The 2567-nt window shown below is 46.2% G+C and carries 3 protein-coding genes; 2 read left to right on the top strand and 1 reads right to left on the bottom strand.

What is annotated here, in order from left to right; all coding sequences use genetic code 11:
• Nucleotides 1-231: 231 nt before the first annotated feature.
• Both J0895_RS21520 and J0895_RS21515 read left to right on the top strand, forming a co-directional pair.
• The gene (locus tag J0895_RS21520) at nucleotides 232-540 is read left to right on the top strand and encodes a hypothetical protein (protein WP_207090044.1); all 309 of its coding nucleotides are present in this window, start codon (nucleotides 232-234) and stop codon (nucleotides 538-540) included.
• Nucleotides 537-962, top strand: a complete 426-nt coding sequence (locus J0895_RS21515) for a type II toxin-antitoxin system VapC family toxin (RefSeq protein WP_207090043.1) — start codon at nucleotides 537-539, stop codon at nucleotides 960-962. The genes J0895_RS21520 and J0895_RS21515 overlap by 4 nt, the downstream gene beginning before the upstream one ends.
• A gap of 21 nt (nucleotides 963-983) precedes the next feature.
• Here the strand turns inward: J0895_RS21515 and J0895_RS21510 are convergent.
• On the bottom strand, nucleotides 984-2567 hold a 1584-nt coding region (locus J0895_RS21510; RefSeq protein ID WP_207090042.1), incomplete at its 5' end, for a protein kinase domain-containing protein.

The raw sequence follows: 2567 nt of genomic DNA, 5'->3' as shown, positions 1-2567 counted from the left end.
TACGGTTGAATCCGTTTCGTTTTCGACTCATGATACTCCCGGACTTGGCGCGATCGCACCCAATGAGGATAAATCATTTTATCTAATGGAATCGCAGTGGCTACTATTAATAAATTCATCCAATAATGAGATAAAATTGCCCCATTGAAAGCTAAACCCAAGCTCATTCCTAATCCCACGGTCAGCAGAGAAATTCCCCTTTATAGACTTATCAGTATTGCGAAATTCCGTATGACGTTTCCAGAAGGTAAAATAGTTACAGCACACCAGGAGCCAGACATGAGACTCAACGAACTCTTGCCAGCCATTCATCAACTCAACCCCACCGACAAGCAAAAACTGTTCGAGCTTCTCGATCGCGAACTGCACCCCACCCCTCCCACACCAGCGCCAGAACTCCAACCCGAAAACTTCCAAAACGAGGGCCAGTGGCTGATTGCAGTCTTTGAGCGATACTTCAGCCAAATTGAACCCAACGAAATTCCGATCGCACCACGGGAACCCATCCGAGTTGACGAAACTCTGTTTGGCGAACTATGAAAATTATTCTCGATACCAACGTGATTTCGGAACTCATTCAGCCAAGGGGTTCGAGCATCATCCGCGAATGGTTAGCCAGCCAAAACGGTGCATCACTTTACACAAGCAGCATTACCCAAGCCGAAATTCTTTACAGTATTCAAATTCTCCCAGAAGGACAGCGACGACAGAAATGCAAGGGTGGAGCATCAATCGTCTTTGAGCATTACTTGCCAGCGCGAATTTTAGCATTCGATCACGAAGCCGCTGAACTTTATTCCCAAATAGCAGCTTACCGCAAACAGATCGGTCGCCCCATTTCGCAATTTGATGCACAAATTGCAGCCATTTGCCGAGTTCACCAGGCAACATTAGCAACTCGCAACATCCGAGACTTTTTGGATTGTGGAATTGATTTGGTTAATCCGTGGGAAGCAACATGATAATACTTCCCCCTCAAATCGCTACGGTTGAATCCGTTTCGTTTTCGACTCATGATACTCCCGGACTTGGTGCGATCGCCTCCAATAAGGATAAATCATTTTCCCTAATGTAATCAGGGTTCCTCCAATGAGAAAAATCACGACATAATTAGAGAAAATTCCCCCATTTAAAGCTAAACCCAAGCTCATTCCTAATCCCACGGTCAGCAGAGAAATTCCCCAGGAGAAAGAAGTCGGAATGTTGCTTATTTTGAGGTTAATTTTAGGGTTAGGTAAGATTTTGGCATTTTCTACTTCATCGAAGACCGCACCGGCCACGATACCTGTTAAAATACTTAAAATCATCCATCCTAGCCAAGCCCAACCATTAGAAAGGGAACGGGTGGCATCCACAATCGGCCATGCACCACAGATTCCCCCGGCGACTGCCCCGGCAAGGGTTTTGGAGAGGTCTTTGGCTGTTCTCATCGCCCGCAATCGGCTGATTAATTCCTCAGTTCCAATACCGGCATAAGCACCGATTAACGCACCCAGAAGGGAAGAGGCGACTGCCGCTTCCTGTGCCGCTTGAGTCCAAGGCATGGACCCGACTCCGAAGGCGATCGCACTTAAAGCAGCAATCACCGCACTACTGATACTCCCGGCGATCGCACCTGTGGCAGCCGGACCCGGATTCTTGGCGATCGCCCGAATGGTCGAAAGCACAGTCCAGGGAAACAGGAACAGAAAAGCCACAATTCCCCACACCGAATCACTGAACCATCCGATCCAATTTCCCAGCACATTCACAGGGTGAGTCCAGACGGTATTCAGGGCTAAACCTAGCAAAATTCCTAGCCAACGATAGGGTAATTTTATCTCTTCTACAGGTTCCGGCGCAGTTTTAACTTTAAGGGCGACTCGATATAATTTTTGGTCTGAATTTGCCTGTAATAATAGTTCGCGATCATAAATGCGATCGGCCATCAAATTGCCGGTATCGACGGTAATGGTAAATTCAACTTGATTCCCCTTAAAACGGGCTGGGGTAATTTTAATCCAGGGATGATTATTTTTAGTAAAGTAGCCATCTCTACGATACGGAGCAAATTTCCATCGCCCTGTCAATATCGTTCCCGGCACCGGATTTTTAATCGAAATGGTTTGGGTAATCGACTCTCCCAACTTTGTCGCGCGAAACTGCACCAACTGATGACTAGAAATCACTTTAGGCGTGCGACTAATCTCAATGGGAGTCAACACTTCCAGAGCGGTTTCTGCATTCGCATACCGATTTTTAGGCTTTGGTTCCACCATTTTTTCCAGCCATTGAATCCAACCCAGGCTAATTTTAGGAACCCGTTTCTGAAAGTGAATCCGATAGCTGGGGTCAATTAAATCCCCAATTTCTATCGATTTTGTCCCCGTCAGTAAACAAATTAAAGTAGCTCCTACCCCATATAAATCCGATGCCGGAGTCAGTTCCCGATTAAATAATTGCTCCGGTGGCATAAACCCCAGAGTCCCTTTAACAATGCTACTAACCGCAACTTCTCCCTCGCCAATATGAGCAAATCCAAAATCCACCAAATAGACATTCATGAATTCATCCACCAGAATATTTTC

Source organism: Phormidium pseudopriestleyi FRX01, assembly GCF_017313335.1.
Lineage (GTDB): Bacteria > Cyanobacteriota > Cyanobacteriia > Cyanobacteriales > Laspinemataceae > Laspinema > Laspinema pseudopriestleyi.
The sequence above is the reverse complement of the archived record's forward strand: the minus strand, read 5'-3'. Positions and strand labels throughout refer to the sequence as shown.

Excerpts from the sequence above, each read along its gene's own strand:
- J0895_RS21515 (WP_207090043.1), top strand. The coding sequence starts at position 537 with ATGAAAATTATTCTCGATACCAACGTGATTTCGGAACTCATTCAGCCA.
- J0895_RS21520 (WP_207090044.1), top strand. The coding sequence starts at position 232 with ATGACGTTTCCAGAAGGTAAAATAGTTACAGCACACCAGGAGCCAGAC.